This window comes from Novipirellula sp. (genome assembly GCF_041583735.1).
GTDB lineage: Bacteria > Planctomycetota > Planctomycetia > Pirellulales > Pirellulaceae > Novipirellula.
Window position 1 is genome coordinate 1 of sequence record NZ_JBFHFD010000704.1, and the last position, 4,338, is coordinate 4,338.

A 4,338-nucleotide genomic window follows, 5' to 3' on the forward strand; every position below is an offset into this window, starting at 1 on the left:
CGTTCAACAAGGACACGGGTTTTGGTGCATAATTGATGCACGGAATGAACCGTCTGATCAAATTTAGAAAACCGCCCCCGAACGACTGGAATTACCAACAGTGACATCGATACGAAAGCCCTCCTCGTTCTTGACTGTTTGCTTGTTGATGCTCGTGTTGCCTGATCGCGGTTTGTCGGCTGAAGAGGCGATGGTCTCTTCGCCATCGGGAAACCAAGTGATTCAGTTTTCACTGCGGGAAGGAGTGCCACACTACCGTGTCTCCTACCAAGGCACGACGATCCTTTCGGATTCCTCACTCTCATTGAATCTCGAGGGTGACCCGTGGAGTGACCGCTTCGTGGTCGAGAGTACACGGACCGATTCACAGACGGGTAGCTGGGTCCCCGTGGTCGGATCGAAGAGTTCGTACCCGGATGCGTACAACGAATGCGTTGTCCAGCTTCGGGAAGTATCGGAAGCGAAGCGACGACTCGACCTCACGTTCCGGGCGTACGACGAAGGAGTCGCCTTCCGCTACACGATTCCACAGCAGCAGGGCGTTGCGAACATCAAGCTCGTTTCGGAAGACAGTCAATTCCAATTCACTGACGATCACTTCGTCTACTGGGACGACTATCCGCAAGCAGAGTATTCCAAGGTGCGGCTCTCCGAGATGCCGGACCAGGCCATCCGGCCGCTACTGCTAGAAACCGGATCGCATTTTGTGGCGATCGCTGAAGCGGGAGATCTCGAACATTACGCGCCGATGATGCTGAATCGATCCGGCGATCTGCAGTTGGTAACGCGGTTCCGTAGCGGAACGGTGACGGCCGCCGATTCTCTAACGACTCCATGGCGAGTGATCATGGTTGCCGAGCACTCTGGTACACTGGTCGAACATCACTACCTGCTGCAGAATCTTTCGCCACCCTGTGTGCTCGACGACACCGCTTGGATCAAGCCGGGCAAGGTTTGGCGAAGCAATCTGTCGACAGACGCCGCCAAGGCGATCATCGACTACGCCGCTGCCAACAACTACCAATACGTCCACTATGACGCTGGCTGGTATGGACCTGAACGGGCCGCCGATTCGAACCCGTTGACCGTCATCGACTCGATCGACATGAAAGAGACGATTCGCTACGCGGACGAACATGGAATCGGTTTGATCTGCTACATCAACAAGATCGCAATGTCACGATATGATCTGGACACGACGTTTCGCACCTACCATCAATGGGGCATTCGCGGAGTGAAGTTCGGTTTCGTCGACTGGAAGAGCCAATCCGACATGGAGTTTTTGTTCGCTGCGATTAAGACTGCGGCGAAATACAAATTGGTCGTTGATATCCACGACAATTTTCGGCTGACTGGGATCGAACGAACCTACCCCAATGTGTTAACGGTCGAAGGCATTCTGGGCAACGAAGAACAGGCGAACCGAGGGAACCCACCGAAGAATGTCCTGACCACTTCCTTTGCACGGATGATCGCGGGAGCGGGCGATTTCACGCCTTGCTACCTGAATGGACGAGTCGTCAGCCGATCGTTTCAGCTGGCGTTGGGAGTCGTGTTCTACAGTCCGCTGCAGTACTTGCATTGGTACGACCAGGCGGATCGGTATGCCGGAAAATCCTTTCCTGAGCTGGGATTTTGGAAGGAGATGCCGACGACTTGGGATGATTCCAAGGTGGTCAACGGATCGATCGGTAGCTACATGACGGTTGCCCGACGAAAAGGCGACCGTTGGTATGTGGGAACGATTGTCAATGAAGCTCGCAGCCTCGACATTCCGCTGGACTTCCTCGGCCCAGGCTCGTTCACGGCGACAATCTATGCCGAGCATCCCGACGACAAAAAACTCGTCACGATCGAATCGCGTCAGGTCACATCGAGTAGTTCGCTGACGGCCAAGATGAGTTCCGGAAGCGGTTGCGCGATCTTGATTTCACCGACTCCGGGTTCAAGCGAGTGAGCTCCATCGCATCACTTGTTCTCGCAGCGATCCGATTCAAGTTCGGCAAGCTCAAACCGCATGGAAAGCGGTGGCATCCACCATCGGGCGGTCGAGGTTGTGTTGGCGGGGTGAAGCGAGCGGTCATCGGTGTTTGCGAGGCTGCTGCCATGGGACATCCGTTGCACCCAGAGCAAGCGGTTAGTGGGTAGCACCAACACGTTTGGTTGAGTTTTGAGATGGTGATACGTGAGTAAACTAATGAAGTACGCGATCGAACCCGATCTAACGCCTGTCGAGTTCATTGATATACTCCGCCGTTCAACATTAGCCGAGCGAAGGCCGGTCGGGGACACCGCCAGGATTGCCAAGATGCTGATCAACTCCGACTTGGTCGTCACGGCACGCACGGAGGCCGGCGTGCTTGTCGGCGTGGCGCGGTCGATCACAGACTTTGCTTATTGCACGTACCTGTCGGACTTAGCGGTTGATTTTGCTCAGCAGCGGCACGGAATTGGTCGCGAGTTAATTCGCGTGTCCCATGAAAACGCAGGACTCCAAACGCGGTTGATTTTGCTGGCGGCTCCTGCGGCAGCGAGCTACTACCCGCATATCGGTATGGAGAAGCACGAATCGTGCTGGATGATTCCGCCGCAACCAGGCGACAAAACGATTCACAGTGAATCAGCGGAACACTAACTCACACTCATTAACACGAACAATGCCCCATCCTTTAACTTAGTGATCGCCGGCGTCAATCTGCGATCGACGGCAGGTAGATCAAGATGAAGCCCCGGTTTCGACTGAGTTGGCGTACACGCTCGAACATCACACCCGACCGAAATCATCTCACCACCACAAGGACCAAGCTTCTCGCAGAAACATCGAAATACCGCAGAGTGCTTCCAGATACTTAATGTTTTTGCCATCTATCTTTTTGCCTAACGGCGGTGCAGCGCTGAGTCGATGCCTTGGATTGACGTAGTCGATGGAGCAGCGGTGTGGTGTCACCGAGGGCAACGTTGGTTACTGGATGGGGCAGGAAAATGTAGGGGGCAGGAAAATGGGATACCGTCGTGTGGTTCTGCTTTCGTATTTTCCTGCCCTCCCCATCTTCCTGCCCGCCGGTCGACCGGCGTTTGATAGTCAAGGCGGACTACTAATTCGAGCTAGCTGCTGTTTCGTATCAGTGCGGGCAATGTTGGTCGCTGATCTTGGCAAAAAGATGAAGGGCAAAAAGATCGGACACCGCAGAGCGTTTCCGGTTTCTAGATGTTTTTGCGAGCCATCTTTTTGCCAATTGGCGGTGCGGGGCCGAGTCGAGATGTCGGATAGACGAGTCGATGGAGCAGCGGTGTGATGTCACCGAGGGCAACTTTGGTCCGTGAATGGGCAGGAAAATATAGGGGACAGAAAAATGGGATGCCGCAGTGTGATTCTGCTTTCGTATTTTCCTGCCCTCCCCATCTTCCTGCCCGCCGGTTGGCCGGCGTTTGATAGTCAAGGCGGACTTCTAATTCGAGCTAGCTGCTGCATCGTATCACTGCGGGCAATGTTGGTCGCTGATCTCGGCAAAAAGATGTAGGGCAAAAAGATCGGACAACGCAGAGAGTTTCCGGTTTCTAAATATTTTTGCCAGCCATGTTTTTGCCAATTGGCGGAGCGGGGCCGAGTCGAGATGTCGGATAGACGAGTCGATGGAGCAGCGGCGTGATGTCACCGAGGGCAACGTTGGTTACTGGATGGGGTAGGAAAATGTAGGGGCAGGAAAAGGGGATGCCGCCGTGTGATTCTGCTTTCGTATTTTCCTGCCCTCCCCATCTTCCTGCCCGCCGGTCGACCGGCGTTTGATAGTCAAGGCGGACTTCTAATTCGAGCTAGCTGCTGCATCGTATCACTGCGGGCAATGTTGGTCGCTGATCTTGGCAAAAAGATGGAGGGCAAAAAGATAGGACACTGCAGAGAGTTTCCGGTTTCTAAATGCTTTTGCCAGCCATGTTTTTGCCAATTGGCGGAGCGGGGCCGAGTCGAGATGTCGGATAGACGCGTCGATGGAGCAGCGGCGTAATGTCACTGAGGGCAACGTTGGTTACTGGATGGGGCAGAAAAGTGTAGGGGCAGGAAAATGGGATGCCGCAGTGTGATTCTGCTTTCGTATTTTCCTGCCCTCCCATCTTCCTGCCCGCCGGTCGACCGGCGTTTGATAGTCAAGGCGGACTACTAATTCGAGCTAGCTGCTGCATCGTATCACTGCGGGCAATGTTGGTCGCTGATCTCGGCAAAAAGATGTAGGGCAAAAAGATCGGACACCGCAGAGTGTTTCCGGTTTCTAAATGTTTTGCCAACGATGTTTTTGCCAATTACCGGAGCGGGGCCGAGTCGAGATGTCGGATAGACGAGTC

At 54.3% G+C, this 4,338-nt stretch carries 3 protein-coding genes; 2 read left to right on the top strand and 1 reads right to left on the bottom strand.

The features are described from left to right. Positions 1–148 precede the first annotated feature (148 nt). A complete protein-coding gene (locus ABX962_RS31325) occupies positions 149–1,957 on the top strand; it encodes a glycoside hydrolase family 97 N-terminal domain-containing protein (protein WP_372725490.1) in 1,809 nt (602 codons plus the stop codon). 11 nt (positions 1,958–1,968) lie between these two features. On the opposite strand, the gene ABX962_RS31330 is transcribed toward ABX962_RS31325, so the two are convergent. After that, positions 1,969–2,154, bottom strand: a complete 186-nt coding sequence (locus ABX962_RS31330; RefSeq protein ID WP_372725486.1) for a hypothetical protein — start codon at positions 2,152–2,154, stop codon at positions 1,969–1,971. 43 nt (positions 2,155–2,197) lie between these two features. Between ABX962_RS31330 and ABX962_RS31335 the strand changes: the two genes are divergently transcribed. Next, a complete protein-coding gene (locus ABX962_RS31335) occupies positions 2,198–2,635 on the top strand; it encodes a GNAT family N-acetyltransferase (RefSeq protein WP_372725488.1) in 438 nt (145 codons plus the stop codon). Positions 2,636–4,338 lie beyond the last annotated feature (1,703 nt).

Coding starts and splice junctions, on each gene's coding strand:
- ABX962_RS31325 (WP_372725490.1), top strand. CDS start 149: ATGCTCGTGTTGCCTGATCGCGGTTTGTCGGCTGAAGAGGCGATGGTC.
- ABX962_RS31335 (WP_372725488.1), top strand. CDS start 2,198: ATGAAGTACGCGATCGAACCCGATCTAACGCCTGTCGAGTTCATTGAT.